18 protein-coding genes and 1 riboswitch are annotated in these 19,878 nt (G+C 73.2%); of the genes, 9 read left to right on the top strand and 9 right to left on the bottom strand.

Annotated features, from left to right (window positions below; all coding sequences use genetic code 11):
- Positions 1-161: 161 nt before the first annotated feature.
- From ABZ016_RS14260 to ABZ016_RS14250, 3 genes are read left to right on the top strand one after another with little or no spacing between them, the layout of a single operon-like run.
- Complete coding sequence (locus tag ABZ016_RS14260) at positions 162-1,178, top strand: MoxR family ATPase (protein ID WP_356916872.1); 1,017 nt, start codon at positions 162-164, stop codon at positions 1,176-1,178.
- Positions 1,178-2,536 (top strand): DUF58 domain-containing protein, encoded by a 1,359-nt coding sequence (locus ABZ016_RS14255; protein WP_356916871.1) that lies wholly within the window; start codon positions 1,178-1,180, stop codon positions 2,534-2,536. The genes ABZ016_RS14260 and ABZ016_RS14255 overlap by 1 nt, the downstream gene beginning before the upstream one ends.
- Complete coding sequence (locus ABZ016_RS14250; RefSeq protein WP_356916870.1) at positions 2,536-4,929, top strand: DUF3488 and transglutaminase-like domain-containing protein; 2,394 nt, start codon at positions 2,536-2,538, stop codon at positions 4,927-4,929. The genes ABZ016_RS14255 and ABZ016_RS14250 overlap by 1 nt, the downstream gene beginning before the upstream one ends.
- A gap of 179 nt (positions 4,930-5,108) precedes the next feature.
- Here ABZ016_RS14250 and ABZ016_RS14245 read toward each other — a convergent pair whose 3' ends face one another.
- From ABZ016_RS14245 to ABZ016_RS14235, 3 genes are all read right to left on the bottom strand, one after another.
- Positions 5,109-5,507: a DUF3040 domain-containing protein gene (locus ABZ016_RS14245; RefSeq protein WP_356916869.1), complete on the bottom strand. Its 399-nt coding sequence runs from the start codon at positions 5,505-5,507 to the stop codon at positions 5,109-5,111.
- Between the two features lie 278 nt (positions 5,508-5,785).
- Positions 5,786-6,592, bottom strand: a complete 807-nt coding sequence (locus tag ABZ016_RS14240) for a methyltransferase (RefSeq protein ID WP_356916868.1) — start codon at positions 6,590-6,592, stop codon at positions 5,786-5,788.
- Positions 6,593-6,763: 171 nt separating this feature from the next.
- Positions 6,764-7,327 carry an SAV_6107 family HEPN domain-containing protein gene (locus ABZ016_RS14235; RefSeq protein ID WP_356916867.1) on the bottom strand — a complete coding sequence of 188 codons (564 nt, stop codon included), beginning with the start codon at positions 7,325-7,327 and terminating at the stop codon, positions 6,764-6,766.
- A 191-nt stretch (positions 7,328-7,518) separates the two neighbouring features.
- Between ABZ016_RS14235 and ABZ016_RS14230 the strand changes: the two genes are divergently transcribed.
- The 4 genes from ABZ016_RS14230 to ABZ016_RS14215 all read left to right on the top strand — a co-directional run bounded on the left by ABZ016_RS14230 (position 7,519) and on the right by ABZ016_RS14215 (position 13,062).
- Positions 7,519-8,334, top strand: a complete 816-nt coding sequence (locus ABZ016_RS14230; RefSeq protein WP_356917077.1) for an ATP-binding cassette domain-containing protein — start codon at positions 7,519-7,521, stop codon at positions 8,332-8,334.
- A complete protein-coding gene (locus tag ABZ016_RS14225) occupies positions 8,306-10,390 on the top strand; it encodes a YhgE/Pip domain-containing protein (RefSeq protein ID WP_356916866.1) in 2,085 nt (694 codons plus the stop codon). The genes ABZ016_RS14230 and ABZ016_RS14225 overlap by 29 nt, the downstream gene beginning before the upstream one ends.
- Positions 10,391-10,437: 47 nt before the next feature.
- A complete protein-coding gene (locus tag ABZ016_RS14220; protein WP_356916865.1) occupies positions 10,438-11,067 on the top strand; it encodes a TetR/AcrR family transcriptional regulator in 630 nt (209 codons plus the stop codon).
- A gap of 486 nt (positions 11,068-11,553) precedes the next feature.
- The gene (locus tag ABZ016_RS14215) at positions 11,554-13,062 is read left to right on the top strand and encodes an NAD(P)/FAD-dependent oxidoreductase (RefSeq protein WP_356916864.1); all 1,509 of its coding nucleotides are present in this window, start codon (positions 11,554-11,556) and stop codon (positions 13,060-13,062) included.
- Positions 13,063-13,083: 21 nt separating this feature from the next.
- Here ABZ016_RS14215 and ABZ016_RS14210 read toward each other — a convergent pair whose 3' ends face one another.
- From ABZ016_RS14210 to ABZ016_RS14185, 6 genes are all read right to left on the bottom strand, one after another.
- Positions 13,084-14,022 (bottom strand): hypothetical protein, encoded by a 939-nt coding sequence (locus tag ABZ016_RS14210; protein WP_356916863.1) that lies wholly within the window; start codon positions 14,020-14,022, stop codon positions 13,084-13,086.
- Positions 14,023-14,078: 56 nt separating this feature from the next.
- Complete coding sequence (metF, locus tag ABZ016_RS14205) at positions 14,079-15,002, bottom strand: methylenetetrahydrofolate reductase [NAD(P)H] (RefSeq protein ID WP_356916862.1); 924 nt, start codon at positions 15,000-15,002, stop codon at positions 14,079-14,081.
- Positions 15,003-15,124: 122 nt separating this feature from the next.
- A complete protein-coding gene (thiE, locus tag ABZ016_RS14200; RefSeq protein ID WP_356916861.1) occupies positions 15,125-15,784 on the bottom strand; it encodes a thiamine phosphate synthase in 660 nt (219 codons plus the stop codon).
- Positions 15,785-16,265: 481 nt separating this feature from the next.
- Positions 16,266-16,631, bottom strand: a complete 366-nt coding sequence (locus ABZ016_RS14195; RefSeq protein WP_345665298.1) for an Rv2175c family DNA-binding protein — start codon at positions 16,629-16,631, stop codon at positions 16,266-16,268.
- Positions 16,632-16,720: 89 nt separating this feature from the next.
- The gene (locus tag ABZ016_RS14190; protein WP_356916860.1) at positions 16,721-17,962 is read right to left on the bottom strand and encodes an FAD-dependent oxidoreductase; all 1,242 of its coding nucleotides are present in this window, start codon (positions 17,960-17,962) and stop codon (positions 16,721-16,723) included.
- A gap of 32 nt (positions 17,963-17,994) precedes the next feature.
- On the bottom strand, positions 17,995-18,345 hold the full coding sequence (locus ABZ016_RS14185) for a hypothetical protein (protein WP_356916859.1): 351 nt from the start codon (positions 18,343-18,345) through the stop codon (positions 17,995-17,997).
- Between the two features lie 56 nt (positions 18,346-18,401).
- A riboswitch (TPP riboswitch) is annotated at positions 18,402-18,513 on the top strand.
- Between ABZ016_RS14185 and thiO the strand changes: the two genes are divergently transcribed.
- On the top strand, positions 18,511-19,680 hold the full coding sequence (thiO, locus tag ABZ016_RS14180) for a glycine oxidase ThiO (RefSeq protein WP_356916858.1): 1,170 nt from the start codon (positions 18,511-18,513) through the stop codon (positions 19,678-19,680). (Overlaps the previous riboswitch by 3 nt.)
- Positions 19,677-19,877, top strand: a complete 201-nt coding sequence (gene thiS / locus ABZ016_RS14175; RefSeq protein WP_356916857.1) for a sulfur carrier protein ThiS — start codon at positions 19,677-19,679, stop codon at positions 19,875-19,877. Before thiO ends, thiS begins: the two co-directional genes overlap by 4 nt.
- Position 19,878 lies beyond the last annotated feature (1 nt).

The raw sequence follows: 19,878 nt of genomic DNA, 5'->3' as shown, positions 1-19,878 counted from the left end.
CCGTGGTTCGGGGTGGGCCGGTCCGCGTCATGCGGCGTCGGCTCGGGAAAATGGGGTATTCCGTGCTTCCTGAGAGCACGGGAAAGGCCGAGGAGCGCCGGGTGACGACCTATGACGATCGAGCTGGCCGTGGGGGTCCTCCCGCCCGAGATTTCTCGAGGGTGGGAGATGATCTGACCGCCGTGGTGGAGCGCGTGCGGGATTCGGTGGAAGGCGTGATCGAGGGCAAGCCCGAGGTCGTACGGCTCTCGCTGACGGTACTGCTCGCCGAGGGACATCTGCTGATCGAGGATGTCCCGGGAGTCGGCAAGACGATGCTGGCCAAGGCACTGGCGCGGTCCATCGACTGCTCGGTTCGGCGCATCCAGTTCACGCCCGACCTGCTGCCGTCGGACATCACCGGTGTGTCCATCTGGGACCAGCAGCGCCGCGACTTCGAGTTCAAGCCGGGCGCGATCTTCGCGCAGGTCGTGATCGGCGACGAGATCAACCGCGCCTCGCCCAAGACGCAGTCCGCGCTCCTGGAGTCGATGGAGGAGCGCCAGGTCACCATCGACGGCAAGACCTACGAGCTGCCCAGCCCCTTCATGGTGGTGGCGACGCAGAACCCGGTCGAGATGGAGGGCACCTACCCGCTGCCGGAGGCCCAGCGCGACCGCTTCATGGCCCGGGTCTCGGTCGGCTACCCCAGCGCGGAGGCCGAACTGCAGATGCTGGACGTGCACGGCGGGGTCTCCCCGCTGGAGGACCTCCAGCCCGTGGCGCACGCGGACGAGATCCTCAAGCTCATCGAGGCGGTGCGCGGTGTCCACGTCGCCGAGCCGGTCCGGCGCTACGCGGTGGACCTGGTCGGTGCCACCCGCACCCACCCCGACCTGAGACTGGGCGCCTCCCCGCGCGCGACGCTGCACCTGCTGCGCGCGGCGAAGGCCTCCGCGGCCCTGAGCGGCCGGGAGTACGCCCTGCCGGACGACGTGCAGGCGCTCGCCGTCGCCGTGCTGGCCCACCGGCTGCTGCCCACCGCGCAGGCCCAGCTCAACCGCCGTACCTCCGAGCAGGTCGTCGAGGAGATCCTGCAGCGCACCCCGGTGCCCGCGGCGCCCCAGCAGCAGAGCGGCTTCGGCGGCCTGGGCCGGAATGTGCCCGCGTATCCCCAGCAACCGCCGCGGACGCTGTGATGACGACCGCGGGGACGGGACACGCGGACGCCGACCGGGGCGAGAAGGGCGGCGTCCGCACCGCCCTCGCCGGTCTGACCACCCGCGGACGCTCCTTCCTGGCCGCCGGAGTCGCGGCCGCCGTCTGTTCGTACGTGCTCGGGCAGGGCGACCTGCTGCGCGTGGGCCTGCTGCTGGCGGTGCTGCCGCTGGTGTGCGCGACGGTGCTGTACCGCACGCGCTACCGGGTCGCGGGCAGCCGCCGCCTCTCCCCCGCGCGTGTGCCCGCCGGCAGCGAGGCCCGGGTCCATCTGCGGATGGACAACGTCTCGCGCCTGCCCACGGGCCTGCTGATGCTCCAGGACCGGGTGCCGTACGTGCTCGGCCCGCGGCCCCGCTTCGTGCTCGACCGGGTGGAGGCGGGAGGCCGGCGCGAGGTGTCCTACCGGGTGCGTTCCGACCTGCGCGGCCGCTACCCGCTGGGTCCGCTCCAGCTGCGCCTGACCGACCCGTTCGGCATGTGCGAGCTGACCCGGTCCTTCTCGACGTACGACAACCTGACGGTGATCCCGCGCGTGGAGCCGCTGGCGCCGGTGCGGCTCAGCGGCGAGGCGAAGGGCTACGGCGACGGACGGCAGCGTTCGCTCGCGCTGGCCGGCGAGGACGACGTGATCCCGCGCGGCTACCGCTACGGCGACGACCTGCGGCGCGTGCACTGGCGCTCCACCGCCCGCTACGGCGAGTTGATGGTGCGCCGCGAGGAGCAGCCGCAGCGCGCCCGCTGCACGGTGCTGCTCGACACCCGGGGCATCGCCTTCGCGGGCGCGGGCCCGGACTCGGCCTTCGAATGGGCGGTGTCGGGCGCCGCGTCCGTGCTGGTGCACATGCTCGAACGGGGCTTCTCCGTGCGGCTGCTGACGGACACCGGCACCGCGGTGCCCGGCGAGGGCGGTGACGGTTTCGCGGGCGCGAGCCAGGGGTCGGCGGACGCGGCCGGGCTGATGATGGACACCCTCGCGGTGATCGACCACTCCGACGGCGCGGGCCTGTCGCGGGCCTACGACGTGCTGCGCGGCGGGAACGAGGGGCTCCTGGTGGCGTTCCTCGGCGACCTGGACGAGGAGCAGGCGGCCGTGGTGGCCCGGATGCGCCAGCGCAGCTCCGCAGCGGTGGCCTTCGTGCTGGACAGCGACACCTGGGTGCGGGAACCGAGCGACGTGCCCGGTCCGTTGGAGGGGAGCGGGGAGCGGCTGCGCATGCTGCGCGAGGCGGGGTGGACGGCCGTGGGCGTGCCACGGGGGGCTTCCCTGGACGAGTTGTGGCGGCACGCGGACCGGGAACGCAGGGGCGTGGCCGCCGCGAGCGGGGAGGGACCGTGATGAGCGGGCGGGTTCGACTGACGCTGGGCGCGTGGGCGGCCACGCTGATGGCCGCGTGCGCCCTGCTGCCCCTCGTCAAGCCGGCCACGTGGATCGTGCAGGCGGCCTTCCTGCTGGCCGTGCAGGCGGGCGTGGGCGCCGCGGCCCGCCGGGTACCGCTGGCGCGTCCGCTGACGGTGGCGGCACAGGCCGTGGTCACGGTGCTGCTGCTGACGTTCGCCTTCGCCCGTGAGCAGGCCCTCGTGGGGCTCGTGCCCGGGCCCGAGGCCCTCGACCGTTTCGCGCTCCTGCTCCGCCAGGGCGGGGACGACATAGCGCGGTACGCGATACCGGCACCGCTGGAGTCCGACGGCATCCGGCTAATGCTCGTCGGCGGCGTCCTGATCATCGGGCTGCTGGTGGACACCCTCGCGGTGACCTTCCGCAGCGCCGCCCCGGCCGGACTGCCGCTGCTCGCGCTGTACTCGGTGGCCGCGGGGCTGTCCGACGGGGACGCCGACTGGCTGTGGTTCCTGGTGGCGGCGGGCGGCTATCTGATGCTGCTGCTGGCCGAGGGGCGGGACCGGCTCTCCCAGTGGGGCCGGGTCTTCGGCGGGTCTTCGCGCACGGCCGGCGGGGAGCCGAGCGGCGTGCTCGCTCCGGTCCGCACCGGCCGGCGCATCGGCGTGGTCGCGCTGGGCATCGCCCTGGTGGTGCCGCTCGGCCTGCCCGCGATGAACGGCGGCCTGCTGGACTCGGTGGGCACGGGCGCGGGCGGCGGCGCGGGCGGCGGCGGGACGATCTCGGCCGTGAACCCGCTGGTGTCGCTGCGCGACAGTCTGAACGTCGACGAGGACAGGCAGGTCCTCTCCGTGAAGACGAAGATGGCCGACGTCTCGGACCTGTATCTGCGGATCGTGTCCCTGGACGACTTCGACGGCACCACCTGGAAGCCCTCCCGGCGGTCCATCACCGCCGTCCCCGACGGCACCTTCCCCACCCCGATCGGCCTCGGCCCCGACGTCAAGCGCACGGAGGTCGACAGCACCATCACGGCGGCCGGCTGGTACGCCCAGGACTGGCTGCCCATGCCGTACCCGCCGAGCGGTGTGGACATCAAGGGCAACTGGCGCTACGAACCGCTGGGCATGACCCTCGTCGGCGACCACGGCCAGAACACCCGCGGCCTGACCTACCAGGTCAAGAGCCTGGACGTGCAGCCGACGGCGGAGCAGCTGGCCACGGCGGGGCCTCCGCCGGCGTCCATCGAGCGCGACTTCACCAAGCTGCCCGACTCGCTTCCGGCGGTGGTGGGCCGCACGGCCCGCCAGGTCACCGCGGGCGCCGGCAACCCGTACGACCGGGCGGTCAAGCTCCAGGACTGGTTCGCCGTGAACGGCGGCTTCGAGTACGACACCCAGGTGCAGGTCGGCAGCGGCTCGGAGGGGATCGCCCGCTTCCTGAGGGACAAGCAGGGCTTCTGCGTGCACTTCTCCTTCGCGATGGCCGCGATGGCCCGCTCCCTGGGCATACCGGCCCGGGTCGCGGTGGGTTTCGCACCGGGCTCCCCGCAGGCGGACGGCTCGGTGTCGGTGGGGCTGCGCGACGCGCACGCGTGGCCCGAGCTGTACTTCGAGGGCGTGGGCTGGACCCGCTTCGAGCCGACCCCGAACCGCGGATCGCTGCCGCCCTACACCTTGCCGGAGGACTCCGGCAGCTCGGTGCCGGACGCGGCGCGCCCGACCGAGACGTCGTCCGCCGCGCCCTCCGCGACGCCCTCGGCGAGCGAGAGCTGCACGCCGGAGCAGAAGAAGCTGGACGGCGGCTGCGGAGCTGAGTCCCCGCAGGCGGCGCTGCCCACGGACGACGACGGCCCGAGGTGGTACGCGATGGTGGGCTGGGCCCTGGCCGGCCTCGCCGTGCTGGCGCTCCCCCTGGCCCCGATGCTGTGGCGCAAGCGGACCCGCGCGGTACGGCTGGGGGCCCACGGCCGCGGCGAAGCCGACGAGGCGCCGCACACGCTGGCCCTCTGGCAGGAGCTGACGGACACCGCGTGGGACTTCGGTATCCCGCCGGACGAGTCCCTGACCCCCCGCAAGGCAGCCGCCCGGATCGTCCGGCTGGGCGAGCTCGAGGCGACGGCCGCGGCCTCGGTGCACCGGGTGGCGAACGCGGTGGAGCAGGTCCTGTACGCCCCGCGTCCCCGCCCGGTGCCGGGTCTCACGCAGGACGTGCGCCGTGCGGCGGCGGGCCTGAGCGCGGCGGTCGGCCGCGGGGCACGGCTTCGTGCGGTCCTCGTCCCCCGCTCCACGGTGCGCGTGCTGTGGGCGGTGTCGGCCTGGTGGTCGGGGCTGCGGGCCCGCGTCCTGGCGGCGAGGCCGACGTGGCGCAAGGCGTCGGGACAGCAGGGCTGAGGACGCCGGAAAGCCCCGGTTCCCCGGGCCGGGGAACCGGGGCTTTCCTGCTGAACGAAAGAATTGCCCCGGGACGAGGCGCGCTGACATACGTCAGGGGGTGACCACCGGCTTGGTGGTCACCCCCTGACTCACGTCTTCACGCAGTCCTGGAGCGCTGCGCTCCGGGGCTGATGTGGCTAATGGCCGCCCTGTTCGTCGCGGCGCTTCTGCCAGCGCTGCTCGATGCGGTCCATCATGGAGCGCCGCTGCCGGCCCTGACGGCGGGCCTGCTGTCCTCCGGCTCCGGCCGCCTGTTCCCCCGGCTTGAGGGCCTTGCGCCAGCCGGTCACGGCGAGCACCGCGCAGCCCAGCATGACGAGGAAGCCCACGACGCTGAGCCAGACCTGCTTGGCGACCATACCGGCCATGAGGAGCGCAATACCTACGAGGAAGCCCGCGACCGCCTGGTAGACCCGTCGCCGGGTGTACGTACGCAGCCCGCTTCCCTCGAGCGCCGTCGCGAACTTGGGATCTTCGGCGTACAGCGCTCGCTCCATCTGCTCGAGCATGCGCTGCTCGTGCTCCGAGAGCGGCACGGAGTCCTCCTCATCGTGCAGTCGCCGGGGCGACCCGGGGGTCCCTTCAGGATAGGCAGGGAATCGCCCCCGTGAAACCCGCCCCTCTGCGCCAACTGGCCAACCGGAACCCGCCATGGACGTCCCGGCTCGCTGAGGCTTCCATTCCCCGGCGGCCGATCCGTCATGCCGGAACGGTCTCCCTCGATCATACGGCGCCAAGCCCCCGTTCGGGGGGCCTGTGGCGTACTCCATGCACAGTCAACCTGCTGATCAGCGGCGGTACCTCAAGAAGGGACTCAGGCCCCGGCAGCCCCATCGGTCTCACTGGCCCCACTGGTTTCAGCAGCCTCACCGGTCTCACCGAGCACATGGAGCTGCGTGGCCACGGAGCGGAAGGCCGGGAGCTCGGCCGCGGCCTCCTCCAGCTTCAGCAGCGCTTCCACGGCCCCGGGCTCGGTGTCCACGAGGACGCCGGGCACGAGGTCGGCGAAGACCCGCACGCCGTGCACGGCACCGACCCGCAGGCCGGCGGCCTCGACCAGGCCGGTGAGCTGGTCTGCGGTGAAGCGGCGCGGGACCGGGTCACCCGTGCCCCATCGTCCGTTCGGGTCGTCGAGCGCCTGCCTGGCCTCCTTGAAGTGACCGGCGAGGGCGCGGGAGAGCACGGCGCCCCCGAGACCGGCGGCGAGCAGGCTGAGGACGCCCTCCGTGCGCAGGGCGGCCACCGCGTTGCGCACGCCCTCGGCCGGGTCGTCCACGTACTCCAGGACGCCGTGGCACAGCACCACGTCGTAGGCGCCACGCTCGGCCACGTCGAAGAGGCCGTGGGCGTCGCCCTGCACGCCCTTCACACGGTCGGCCACTCCGGCCTCGGCGGCACGGCGCTCCAGGGCGAACAGCGCGTTGGGGCTGGGGTCGACGACGGTGACCCGGTGGCCGAGGCGGGCCACGGGCACCGCGAAGTTGCCGCTGCCGCCTCCGGTGTCGAGGACGTCCAGCGACTCCCGACCCGTGGCCTTGACCCGGCGGTCCAGGGCATCCTGGAGGACCTCCCAGACCACGGCGGTACGGAGTGAGGCGCGGGGGCGCATCGGGTCCGACACGTCAGTTGACTCCTCGGCGCGGCACCGCCTCTTGCGCGGCGGAGCGAACGGGGCGCCTTCCCCGGTCCCGGCGACGGGGAGGGAAGACTTCAGGCGTCCCCCACCCTATTGCCTCCGGCAGGGCGGGCGGCATGGCCGGGCCCCGGTGGGGCAGCGCGCCGCCGGCCCTCGTCAGCCCGCGTCCGGCATGTCCCTCCCCGCCCCCGGGTCCTCCGGCCGGTCCCGGTCCTGGCGCGGCTGCGGGAGGACCGGCTGCAGCACCAGCATGCGTTCGACGATGCGGAGGAACATCGCCACGTCGCGTATCAGGTCGTCGGCGTCCCGGCTGGTGGCCGCGCCCTGGATGCCCGCTTCGGCCCGGGCGCGACGCCGGGCCCCGGAGGCGAACAGCGCGCTCCACTCGGTCAGTTCGGGCGCGATCTCGGGGAGCACTTCCCAAGCGCTCCTGATTTTGGCCCGGGCCCGGGACGAGGTCTCCGGCCGGCCGCGGGCGGCGAGCACGGCCGCCGCGGTGCGCAGGGCGGCGAGGTGGGCCGTCGCGTAGCGCTCGTTCGCCGTTTCGAGGGCGGTGGCCTCGTCGAGGCCCGCGCGGGCCTGGGCGAGCAGGTCGAGGGCGGCGGGCGGGGCCGTCGCCCGGCGCAGCACGGGGTGTACGTCGCTCGCCGGGCCGGTCAGTGAGGGGGCAGGGCCGGTGGCGCGGCGCCGGCGGGCGGCGCTTGCGTGGTAGCTGGCCATGACGAACCTCCTGTCGTCTGCGTGACGGCACGTCCTGCCACGGAGTGCCGTATGTGACCCATCGTGAGGTATGGCACTGACAATCCGTTCTGACCTGCTGTTTTGCCTCGATCGTAGGTTCGGAGTAGTTTTTGCACTGACCAGTCAGTTCAAATCTGTTTCACGATCGAGGGAGACTCGTGGGGGAACGAGTGGGAGGGGTCCGGGTCGCCGCCGAGGGCCTGGGGATCAAGGGACCACGCGGATGGGCGTTCCGCGGGGTGTCCTTCGACGCCGAGCGGGGGGCGCTCGTCGCGATCGAGGGTCCGTCCGGGTCCGGCCGTACGTGCCTGCTGCTCGCGCTGACGGGGCGGATGAAGCTCACGGAGGGCGCGGCGGCCGTGGGCGAGGCCCGGCTGCCGAAGCAGATGCCGGCGGTGCGCGGCCTCAGCGGCCTGGCCCACGTGCCCGGGGTCACCGACCTCGACCCGGCCCTGACGGTCGGCGAGCACCTGCGGGAACGGGCCCTGCTCCAGCGGAGGTTCGGCGACTCGCTGCGCGGTCTGCTGCGTCCCCGGAGCGAGCGGGCGGCCGAGGCCGGGCGCCGCGTCGACGAGGCGCTGGCCGCCGCCGGACTGGACCTGGAGACGCTGCCCAAGGGGCCGCGCACCGCCGTACGCGATCTGGAGCGACTGGAGGCGCTGCGGCTGTCGGTCGCGCTCGCCCTGGTCGGCCGGCCGCTGCTGCTCGGGATCGACGACACCGACCTCAAGCTCTCGGACGGCGAACGGGACGAGGTCTGGGCCCTGCTCAGCTCCCTCGCCGACGCCGGCACGACGGTCGTGGCCGTGTGCGCCGAGGCCCCCGAAGGCGCCCTCCGGGTGTCCACACAGGAGAGCCGGGACGACGCGTCCGACTCGGCCGCCGCAGACACCGACGACACCGACGACACCACAGACACCGAGAACGCCGATGCCGACCAGGGAGAGGAGAAGGCCGATGCGCTCACCGAAACTGGCCGCTCTTGAGCTCCGCCGCTTCGGCCGGGGGAAGCTGCCGCGCGCCGCGCTGGTCGCACTGCTGGTGCTGCCGCTGCTGTACGGCGCGCTGTACCTCTGGTCGTTCTGGGACCCGTACGGCCGTCTGGACCGTATCCCCGTGGCGTTGGTGAACGACGACAAGGGGGCGACCGCCGGCGGGAAGAAGATCACGGCGGGCGACGACATCACGAAGGGGCTGCGGGACAGCAGGACCTTCGACTGGCAGGAGGTGAGCGCCGCCGAGGCCCGCGAGGGCGTCGAGGACGGCACCTACTACCTGTCGCTCACCCTGCCGGCCGACTTCAGCGAGCGGATCGCCTCCAGCTCCGGGAACTCCCCGGAGACCGGCGCCCTCCAGGTACGTACCAACGACGCGAACAACTACATCGTCGGGCAGATCTCCCGGACGGTGTTCAGCGAGGTGCGGCAGGCCGCGTCCACGAAGACCTCGCGGTCCTTCCTGGACAGGATCTTCGTGTCGTTCTCCGACATCCACGGCAAGACCGTGCAGGCGGCGAAGGGGGCCGACAAGCTCAACGGCGGTATCGGGAAGGCCGAGAAGGGCTCCAAGGACTTGGCCGACGGCCTGAAGGACGCCAAGGACGGCAGCGGCGAGCTGTCCACGGCCCTGAGGAAGCTCACCAAGGGCGCGGGCGCCGTGGAGGACGGCACCCGGGGGGTCGCGAACGGCACGCAGCAGCTCGCCGACCGGGTCAACGGCACGGCCGGCAAGGTGGGCCCCTTCCTCCAGGGCAACGAGAAGACCATCGGCGACACGGCCCAGCTCGTCGCCGACTCCTCCGGGGTGATCCGCAAGCACCTCGGCACGCTGGTGAAGACGGCCCCGACCGCCGCCAAGGGCGCCCGCGCGGCGTCCGGCACCCTGGACGACGTCTACGCCAGGCGCTGCGACGACCCCGTGCTGCCCGACCCCGCCTGCGCCGACCTGAAGAAGGCCAAGGACGCCGCCGCCGACGTCACGCTCATCGCGGACGACCTCAACACCCTGATCGCGGACCAGGACGGTGACCTGGACCGGCTCGACAAGAACCTCGCCACCCTGCAGAAGCAGTCCCAGGCCCTCGCCGACCGCGCGCCGCACCTCTCCGAGGACCTGGACGACGCCGTCAAGAAGATCAACAAGCTGAACGACGGCGCGGCGAAGGTCGCGGCGGGTGCGAAGAAGCTGCACACGGGGCTCGGCAAGGCCAAGACCGGTGCCGTCGAACTGGACAAGGGCGTCGGCAAGCTGAAGACCGGCGCGGACGACCTCAACGGCGGCATCTACAAGCTGGTCGGCGGCTCCGGCGAGCTCGCCGGCGGGCTGCACGACGGGGCGGAGAAGATCCCCGACTACGACAAGCAGGACCGCGACCGGCGCACCGAGGTCATGGCCGACCCCGTGCGGCTCGCCTCCCAGGACCTGCACAAGGCGCCCAACTACGGCACCGGGTTCGCGCCGTACTTCATCCCGCTCTCCCTGTGGGTGGGCGCGATGGTGGCGTACATGCTGATCACACCGATGAACCGGCGTGCGCTCGCCGCCGGCGCCTCGGCGTGGCGGATCGCCCTGGCGGGCTGGCTGCCGGTGGTGGCGATCGGGGTGCTCCAGACGGTGGCCCTGATGTCGGTGCTGCACTTCGCGGTCGGTCTTCAGATGACGCGAGCGGCCGGGACGGTGGGCTTCCTGTTCCTGGTGACGGCGTGCTTCGCGGCGATCGTGCAGTGGCTGAACGCGCGCTTCGGGGCGGCGGGCCGGATCCTCGTCCTCGCCCTGCTGATGCTGCAGCTGACCTCGGCGGGCGGCACGTACCCCGTGCAGACCAGTCCCGGCTTCTTCAACGCGCTCCACCCCTTCCTGCCGATGAGCTACGTCGTCGAGGCCCTCAGGCGGCTCATCACGGGCGGTGGTCTCGAACCGGTGTGGCAGGCGTGCGTGGTGCTGACGGCGTTCACCGCGGGTGCCCTGGCGCTGACCGCGGTGGCGGCCCGCCGCCGCCAGGTGTGGACACTGGACCGGCTGCATCCGGAGCTGAGCCTGTGAGCCCTTCCGTCACTTCTCCTGGAAAGGTTCCTGTGACAATCAGGGCCATGGAAAGCAGCAGTGCCGCGTCGGGCGGCAGCACGCGCCGCGAGGCCACCCGGCAGAAGCTCTACGAGGCGGCCGTCACGCTCATCGCCGAGCAGGGGTTCTCCGCCACGACCGTGGACGAGATCGCCGAACGTGCCGGGGTCGCCAAGGGCACGGTCTACTACAACTTCGCGAGCAAGTCCGTCCTCTTCGAGGAGCTGCTGCGACACGGGGTGGGCCTCCTCACCGCCTCCCTGCGGGAAGCGGCGGAGCGGACCGCCCGGGACGGCGGCACCAAGGTCGACGCCCTGGACGCGATGATCCGCGCGGGGCTGGTCTTCATCGACCGCTACCCGGCCTTCACCCAGCTGTACGTGGCCGAGCTGTGGCGCACCAACCGGACCTGGCAGTCCACGCTGATGGTGGTCCGGCAGCAGGCCGTCGCGGTCGTGGAGGACGTCCTGCGCGAGGGCGTCGAGGGCGGCGAGTTCAGCGACGAGATCGACGTCCCGCTGACGGCGTCCGCGCTGGTCGGCATGGTCCTGGTGGCCGCGCTCGACTGGAAGTCCTTCCAGGCGGAACGCTCCCTGGACGACGTCCACGCGGCCCTGTCCCGGCTGCTCCAGGGACGGGTCAGCGGCTGCCGCTGACCGGACGCCACCCCGTGCACACGCGAAAGCCCGTGCACATGTGAAAGCGCCGGTCCGGTGTGGCCGCGTCCCCCGCGGGCCACCTCGAACCGGCGCCTTCCCTGCTCCCCCGTTTTCTCCTGCTCCCCCGTACGTCCCCCCGCAGGACCCCCGTTCGGTCGTCCCCCGGTTCTCCCCCGTGCCTCGCTCCCGCCGACGTCGTCGGCGGAAGGAGCGGATCGCGGGCCGGCCCCGTTCCGGCGCCCCGTGTCGCCGGTGCCGGAGCCGTGCCCCTCTCCGTGGGCTCCACTCTCTCGTTCTCGCAGGTCGTCCCCCATCCGCGCGGGTACTCAACTCCCCGGCTAGGTACGGATACTCAGGGGTGCGCACCCGGCCCCAGAACGCTCCGCCGCCGGCTGGTCACGAGCGCGTCCGCGCCCGTACTCGGAGGTCGTCGGCGAGGGCTGGCGGTGGGGGCTGTCGGTGGGGGCCGATAAAGTCCCTGGCATGGCACGGATTGCGGTGATCGGCGCCGGGATGGGCGCGCTGGCGGCCGCCGCCCGGCTGGCCGTAGCGGGCCACCGGGTGGTGGTGTACGAGCGGACGGACACGTACGGCGGAGCGCTGCGCCGCTTCGAGCGCGACGGGTTCGCCTTCGACACCGGCCCCGGCCTGCTCCCGCTGCCCGCCGTGCACCGCGACCTGTTCGTCAAGACCGGCAAGGAACCGCTGGAGGAGTGCGTCGACCTGGTCCAGGTCGACCCCTCGTCGCGGCACGTGTTCGCGGACGGCACCGAGGTGTCCCTGCCGAACGCCTCGCGCGCGGGAGTCGTCGCGGCCCTGGACGAGGCACTCGGCTCCGGGACCGGCGAGCGGTGGGGGGACTTCCTGGTCCGGGCCCGCGAGGCCTGGGACCGGACCCGCCGGCCGCTGCTGGAGGAGCCGCTGTGGCCGAACTGGCAGGTGCTGGCCGAGCGCGAACCGTACCCGGCGGTGCCCCACAAGCGGCTGCTGCGCACCCGCCGGGCGGGCACGCTCGCCGAGGTCGGCGCCTGGGAACTGCGGGACCCCCGGCTCGCCGCCCTCCTGGAGAGTCACGCCGTCGAGCAGGGGCTCGACCCGCGGACCACCCCGGCGAGCGCGGCCGTACTGCCCTACATGGAGCACGCCTTCGGCACCTGGTACGTGCGCGGCGGTCTGCGCGAGCTGGCCCGCGCGGTGTACGAGCGGTGCGTGGCCCGCCGGGTCGAGTTCCGCTTCGGCGCCGAGGTGACCGGGGTCCTGGAGAAGGACGGCAGGGCGTCGGGTGTGGAACTCGCCGACGGGGCAGTGGCGGAGGCGGACTTCGTGGTCGCCGGTCTCGCACCCGGTCTGCTGGGCCGGCTCACGGCGGGGACGGTGCTGCGGGGTGACGGCGAGGTGCCGCCGCAACCCCCTGCGGCCAGCCGGCTCACGGTGCTGCTGGCCCTGCGCGGCGACCGCCCCGAGGGCACGCCGCACCGTACGGTGGTGCACGCGGCGGACCGCGAGGCCGACTTGGAGGCCCTGTTCGGCCCGGCGGCGCGGCGCCCGCGTCCCACGGTCACGGTGCTGCGGCCCGGCGATCCGGCCCTGGTACCGGGCCCGGGCCACGAGGCGGTCACCCTCACGACGGTGGTGCCCACCGGGCCCGGCGACGCCCGGCCCGGCGAGCCATGGGGCGACCTCGCCGAGAACATGATCACGGTCGCCGAGCGTGTCGTACCCGACCTGCGCGACCGCCTGCTCTGGCAGGAGGTCCGCACCCCGGCCGACGTCGCGGACGCGACGGGCGCGGACGGCGGGGCGGTACCGGTGCCGGCCCTGGCGGCGGCCGGCGGGCGGCTGCTGCATCCGTCCAACAGCACGCGTGTACCGGGCCTGTTCACGGTCGGCGGCTGGGCGCACCCCGGTGGCGGTCTGCCGCACGCGGGCATGTCGGGCGCGCTGGTCGCGGGACTGATCGTGGAGGGGCCGGACTTCCGGGGCTCGCAGTAGCCGGCGGGGGAACCGCCGGCTTCAGAAACGGTACTGCTCGTCGAAGCCGTTCCCCTGCGGCTGCTGCCCGTTGCCCTGGTACGGGTAGGGCTGCTCCGGCGGCAGTTCCTGACCGTACTCGTCGGTGTTGCGCTGCTGCGGCACCCACGCACCGCCGGGCGGGTTCTCGCCGCCGTAGGTGCCGGCGTACTGCTCCTGGCCGTACGCCTGCTGGCCGTAGTACTGCTGGTCGCCGTAGCCGGAGTCGTACGAGCCCGAGCCGTAGGTCCCGGTGCCGATGTACGGGTCGGAGTAGGCGGCGTACTGCTGCTGGCCGGCCGCGTCGTAGCCCTGCTGCTGGCCGTAGCCCGAGTAGTCGTAGGCGTAGGACTGGTCGGTGCCCTGGGACGGGGCGGCGTACTGGTCGTGGGACGGGCCCTGCTGGTAACCGGTGTCGCCGTAGACGCCGTAGGAGCCGGTGTCGTCAGGCATGGGCTGCGGCTCGTAGACGGCGGTGGTCTCGGCGTCCGCCGGCCGGCCCTGGCGCGCGGGGGTGAAGACGTCGTCGCGGTCGTAGTCGTCGTCCTGGCCGTAGGCGGCGGTGTCGTGGCGGTAGGCGGCGCCCTCGTCGCCGTAGCCGCCGCCGGCCGCCTCCAGCCCGGAGACCTCGAGGGTCGGCTCCTGGCGGCCGCGCTCACCGCGGCGGCCCTTGCCGCCGCCGAGTGCCGGCGCGTTCATCGCCCAGCCGGACGAGAAGCCGCTGCGGAACGACAGGGTGACGTAGGTCTGCCCGACCGCGAAGGCGGCCGCGCCCAGTCCGATCACGACGACCGACGGGATCAGGACACCGATCACGACTCCGAGGAAACCGGCGAAGGCGAGCAGCCGCCAGCGCAGCCGCGCCTTGTACTGCAGCAGCACCTCGCCCAGCAGCCACAGCGCGACGATGCCGAACGCGATGTAGAGGACCGCCCAGCCCATGTACGCCCCTCTCCCAGTGGCCGCTACGCAGTGTGTCGTATATCGGTGCGAACGGTCTAGGCCTGCGGTGGGTGGTGCAGGCCCAGGTTCTCGTAGATTTCCAGCGTCGCCGTGGAGTTGTTGAGCGTGATGAAGTGCAGACCCGGCACACCCTCGGCGAGCAGCCGCGCACAGAACTCCGTGGCGTATTCGATACCAATGGAGCGTACAGCGGCCGGATCGTCTTGCGCTGTCCGGATCCGCTCTTCCAGGGCGGCCGGGAACGCGGCGTTGGTGAGGGACCCGATCCGCTCCAGCGTCTTCACACTGGCGATCGGCATGACCTCGGGGATGATCGGGGTGTCGCAGCCGGCGGCCGAGACGCGGTCGCGCAGGCGGAGGTAGTCCTCCGGGTGGAAGAACATCTGGGTGATGGCGTAGTCCGCGCCCGCCCGGCACTTGTCGACGAAGTGGCGGACGTCGGTGTCCCAGTCGGCGGAGCGGGGGTGCATCGCCGGGAAGGCGGCCACGCCCACGCAGAAGTCGCCGGACGCCTTGATCAGCTCGACGAGCTCGGCGGCGTAGGCGAGGCCCCGGGGGTGCGGCACCCACTCGCCCATCGGGTCCCCGGGGGGGTCGCCGCGCAGGGCGAGCATGTTGCGGATCCCGGCGTCGGCGTACTGGCCGATGATGTTGCGCAGGTCGGCCACCGAGTGGTCGACCGCCGTGAGGTGCGCGATCGGCGTGAGGGTGGTGTCCGAGGCGATCGCCTCGGTCGCCTTGACCGTGCCCGCGCGGGTGGAGCCGCCCGCGCCGTAGGTCACGGAGACGAAGTCGGGCGCCACCGCCTCGACCCGGCGCAGCGCGTTCCACAGGTTCCGCTCACCCTTCGGGGTCTTCGGTGCGTAGAACTCGAACGAGTACGTCGCCTTGCCGGTCGCGAGCATGTCGCGGACGGTGCGTGCGTGGTCCGACCTGATGGATGCGGTGCCGAGGGCCATACCGGCAGGTTAGCCAGGGCCGGTCGGTCCCCCAACCGGACCCTGGACATTTGCCCGAATTGTCGCCCTGCTGTCCACTCCTTGGACAAAACCCTGGACAAATGCTTGGACAAACGGGCGTACTACGCCGCTCGCAGCCGCTTCGCGAACTCGGCCGCCGCCGCACCCGGATCCTCGGCCTCGGTGATCGCCCGTACGACGACGACCCGCCGGGCTCCCGCTTCCAGGACCTGATCGAGGTTGGCGAGGTCGATGCCGCCGATGGCGAACCAGGGGCGGTCCGTGCCCAGGGCGGCGGTGTGGCGGACGAGGTCCAGGCCGGGGGCGTGGCGGCCGGGCTTGGTGGGGGTGGGCCAGCACGGGCCCGTGCAGAAGTAGTCCACGCCGTCCTGGACGGCTGCCGCGGCGGCCTCGGACTCGGCGTGGGTGGAGCGGCCGATCAGGACCTCGTCGCCGAGGATCGCGCGGGCCGCCGGGACGGGGAGGTCGCCCTGGCCGAGGTGCAGCACGTCGGAGCCGGCGGCGTGGGCGACGTCCGCGCGGTCGTTGACCGCGAGCAGTTTGCCGTGCCGGGCGCAGGCGTCGGCGAGGACGGCCAGGTGCTCCAGCTCCTCGGCCGCCTCCATGCCCTTGTCCCGCAGCTGCACGATGTCCACGCCGCCCGCCAGCACGGCGTCCAGGAACTCGGCGAGATCACCCTGCCGCCGTCGGGCGTCGGTGCAGAGGTAGACCCGGGCGTCGGCGAGCTGGGCGCGTGCGGTGGTGGCGGCTGTGCCGGGCATGTGTGTCCCCCTGGTTCGTGGTGGCGTACGGGTGCGGGGATGCGGCCCGTACGGGTGGTGCCGGGCTGCCGGTGCGGCCCGTGCGGAAGGCGGGGCCCGGGCGCAGGGTGCAGCCGGACCGGCAGGCGTCTCCCGGGTGAGGGTGCCACGCGTGCGGAAGGCGTCTCCCGGTGCCGGTGACTCGGGCGATGGGTGTCCACGGGCGGCGAGGACCGCCGGAGGCGTGAGGGTGACCGGTCCCGGAGAGGGCGGCCGTCCGCGAGGGACCGCCACGCAACCCCTCGGCGCGTCCCGAGTCTCTCACCCGGGCGGACCACTGCCGAGGCCCTCATCGGAGGCTCCCGCCAGGGTGGCGCGCCCCGGACAGGCGCGAGCCACCCCTGGGCCGTGGCCTCGCGGGCCCCGGCCCACACACCGGGCGGTTGTTCAGGCCCGGCCCCGCTCGTACGACAGGGCCGGACGGTTGTTCGGTCGAGGTCGGTCAGACCGCGAGCGCCTGGGCGCGACGCTTCACCTCCGTGCCGCGATTCTCGTTCAGCGCCTGCGCCGGGGTGCCGGGCAGGCTGGGGTCGGGGGTGAAGAGCCACTCCAGCATCTCTTCGACCGTGAAGCCGTCGTCCCGCAGGAGCGTCAGGGTGCCGGACAGGCCCTTGACGACCTTGTCCCCGTCGATGAAGGCCGCGGGGACGTGCAGCGCGCGGTTCTCACCACGGCGTACGGCGATGAGCTGGCCCTCCTTGACCAGCTGCCGCACACGCGTCACCTCGACGCCGAACTGTTCGGCGATGTCGGGGAGGGTGAGCCAGGCAGGGACGAGAGCATCGATCTTTGCGTCAATCTCGGTCACGGAAACCAGCCTGCCATCCCCCACTGACAGGAGGAAGTCAGACCGGTCCGGCCGGGCGGACGCACGGCCCCCCGGCCCACCTCCCGGCGCTATGCCGTCGCCGCCTTGAGGGGCCTCGCCGGATCCGCCAGCAGCGTCGGGTTCATCGGCGTGCCCGACTCGATCAGGCGGCGTCCCTGAGCCAGGTCCCGGGGGCGGCCCACCGCCAGGAGCGCGACCAGCCGGTCACCGCGCAGCCAGCAGACCGACCAGGCCGGTCCGGCCGGGTCGCCCCGCCACAGGGTCGTGTCGGCGGCCGCGTGGTGCCCGGCGTACTGCACGAACCGTCCGAACTGCTCGGACCAGAAGTAGGGCACCGGGTCGTACACCGCCGGCGGCTCCCCCGAGGCCCGGCCGGCGATGTTCAGGGCCACGGTGCGCGGCCCCTGCAGGGCGTTGTCCCAGTGGTGCACCAGCAGGCGCTCGCCGTACCGCCCCGAGGGGAAGGAGGCGCAGTCCCCGACGGCGTACACGTCCGGCACGGTCGTGTGCAGGTGCTCGTCGGCCACGATCTCGCCGTGCTCGCCCAGCTCGATCCCGGAGCCGGACAGCCAGGCCGTGGCGGGACGGGCGCCGATGCCGACGACGACGGCGCCCGCGGGCAGCCGTGTGCCGTCGTCGAGGAGCACCGCGCCGGGCTCGACGCGCTCCACGCGCGCCTGCGTCCGCAGCACGGCCCCCGCGTCGGCGTACCAGCCGGCCATGGGGGCGGCGACCTCGGCGGGCAGCGCCCCGGCGAGCGGCCGTTCGGCGGCCTCCACGACGGTCACCGCGCAGCCGGCCTCGCGGGCGGCCGTGGCGAACTCCGCGCCGATCCAGCCCGCGCCGACGACCACGATGTCGTGCTGCCGGGCCAGCACCGGCCGCAGCCGCTCGGCGTCGTCCAGGGTGCGCAGCAGATGCACGCCCGGTACGCCCTCCGCCCCGGGCAGCCGGATCGGTTCGGCGCCGGTCGCGACGACCAGGACGTCGTACGGCACGGGTCCGCTCTCGGTGTCCAGCTCCCGGTCCCCCGGGCGCAGGCCGGTCACCTCGCAGCCGAGCCGCAGCTCGATGCCGAGGGCCTCGAAGTCGACGTCGAACGCGGAGCCCTCGGACTTGCCCAGCAGGACGGCCTTGGACAACGGCGGCCGGTCGTACGGCTGGTGGGGCTCGGCGCCGACCAGGAGGACGCTGCCGGTGAAGCCCTGCTCCCGCAGGGCGACGGCGGTCTGCACACCGGCCATGCCCGCGCCCGCCACGACCACTCGCCGCGGTTCGGCGGACCCTGCTTCCTGCGTCTGCTCGCTCACCTGATCACCATAGACAACTGACGTTCTGTCAGTCAGTGCCCGAGCGCCGTGACCTGCTCCACAACGCTCGTCCCGCTGCCCCGCTGGGACTCCCACTCCCAGGTCTCCTCCAGCCGGACCCGCCCGTCGGGCAGGTCCACGACCGTCGACACGCAGTGCCCGGAGGACGTGGTCCCGTCCTCCTTGAGCTGTACGTACCGGAAGTCCAGCCTGTCTCCCTCCCTGGTACCCACGAGACGGCCGCGTACGACGTCGCCGCCGGTGTACTCGGCCCAGATCTCACCGTCCCGCTCGTGGTACGTGAACCGGGTGCGGGTCCCCACCTGACCGGGTGCCTGGTCGGCCACCGGGGCGAGGACGAGACCGTCGAGGGATCGGGCCATGGGCGGAGGCTCCCTTACTGCGGCACGGGGCGTCGGGCTAGGGTTGGTGGCCAACGTAAGGCACTCGCGGGAGCCCGGACGCACCGGGCTGAGAGGGAGGCTGGCGGCCTCCGACCGTACGAACCTGATCCGGGTCATGCCGGCGAAGGGAGGGGCTGGACGCCCATGTCGCGTACGCGAACCTCAGACGTCCTCGTCATCGGGGGCGGGATCATCGGCCTGGTCACGGCCTGGCGGGCCGCGGGGCGGGGCCTCAGCACGGCCGTGGTGGACCCCGGGCCGGGCGGCGGGGCAGCCCAGGTCGCGGCCGGCATGCTGGCCGCCGTCACGGAACTGCACTACGGCGAGCAGACCCTGCTCGGCCTGAACCTCGCCTCCGCTCGGCGCTACCCGGCCTTCGCGGCCGAGCTCACCGAGCTGACCGGTCACGACCTCGGCTACCGCCGGTGCGGCACGCTCGCCGTCGCCCTGGACGCCGACGACCGGGCCCACCTGCGCGAACTGCACGCCCTGCAACAGCGGTCGGGCCTCGACTCGCAGTGGCTGTCGGGGCGGGAGTGCCGTCGTCTGGAGCCGATGCTCGCACCGGGTGTGCGCGGCGGGCTGCGGGTCGACGGCGACCATCAGATCGACCCGCGGCGGCTGGCCGGGGCGCTGGTCGCCGCGTGCGAGCGGTCGGGGGTGGTCTTCCACCGGGTCCTGGCCGAGCGGCTCACCGTCGCGGGTGACCGGGCCACGGGCGTCGTCATGGCCGACGGCACCGAGCTGGGCGCGGGTCAGGTCGTGCTGGCCGGGGGCAGTCTGAGCGGTCGGCTCGCCGGCGTCCCGGAGGATGTGCTGCCGCCGGTGCGGCCGGTGAAGGGGCAGGTCGTACGGCTGACCATGCCCGAGCGGCACGGGCCGTTCCTGAGCCGGACGGTGCGCGCGGTCGTCCGCGGCAGCCAGGTCTACCTGGTGCCGCGCGCGAGTGGCGAACTGGTCGTCGGCGCGACCAGCGAGGAAACGGGCTGGGACACCACCGTGACCGCCGGCGGCGTGTACGAGCTGCTGCGCGACGCGCACGAACTGGTCCCCGGCATCACCGAGCTGCCGCTCACCGAGACCCGTGCCGGGCTGCGGCCCGGCTCCCCCGACAACGCACCGCTGCTCGGGCCCACCGCTCTCGAGGGTCTGCTGCTGGCCACCGGCCACTACCGCAACGGCGTCCTGCTCACGCCGGTCACCGGCGACGCCCTGGCGCACGCCCTGACGACGGGTGAACTGCCCGAGGTGGCCCGGCCCTTCACCCCGAAGCGCTTCAGTACCGTCACCGCACTCACGGAGCAGCCCGCATGAACATCTCCGTCAACGGAGAGCCCCGGGACGTCCGGCCCGACACGGCTCTCGCCACCGTCGTGAGCTCGCTCACGACGTCACCCTCCGGTGTGGCCGCCGCCCTCAACGAGACCGTCGTCCCGCGCGCGCAGTGGCCGTCCACCCCCCTGGCCGAGGGAGACCGTGTGGAAGTCCTCACCGCCGTCCAAGGAGGCTGAC

It is taken from the genome of Streptomyces sp. NPDC006372, from assembly GCF_040612515.1.
Lineage (GTDB): Bacteria > Actinomycetota > Actinomycetes > Streptomycetales > Streptomycetaceae > Streptomyces.
This window is presented reverse-complemented; position numbering and strand designations above follow the sequence as displayed.